Origin of the sequence: Bacillus cereus group sp. BfR-BA-01430, from assembly GCF_022663115.1 — a bacterium.
Taxonomy (GTDB): Bacteria; Bacillota; Bacilli; order Bacillales; family Bacillaceae_G; genus Bacillus_A; species Bacillus_A cereus_BD.
In genome coordinates this window covers 1-411 of sequence record NZ_JAKUEW010000073.1, presented here as the reverse complement: position 1 = coordinate 411, position 411 = coordinate 1, and the positions used below count along the sequence as shown (strand labels likewise).

The window sequence follows — 411 nt, the reverse complement described above, 5'->3', positions numbered from 1 at the left end:
CCTTTAATATGCTGAGCTGTTACATGGCCAACAAGGTTGATTTTATTCGCATTAATTAGAACTTGTTGATGTGTCATGTTAAGAGCAGCCGCAATTTCTCCGGATTTTACCCTTAAATTGATTTCTTCAGCATTTTGCTCAATGACTGATTCCATTGTTTTTACATAAGCATTAGTTGCAAATTGCTCATTAGCCTGTTCTTTGGTGTACACTTCAGTTTTTTCTACTTTGGATTTAATACTTTCGTTTGTTTGTTCAATAGCAGAAGACAGCTCTGTAGTCTTTTTGTTAAATTCTTCTGTCGCTACCTTATCCGCAAGTTTATCAAGCGTTTCTTGATAGTTTGTTAAGTCTTTAGGGTTCGGAAAGAAACTAGAAGGCTTTGTCCCATTTTGCAACATTGGATGAGCA

General features: G+C 36.0%; 1 pseudogene. It reads right to left on the bottom strand.

The annotated features are described in order from the left end of the window. A pseudogene (locus tag MR058_RS22985) lies at positions 1-411 on the bottom strand (phage tail spike protein); the annotation flags it as partial.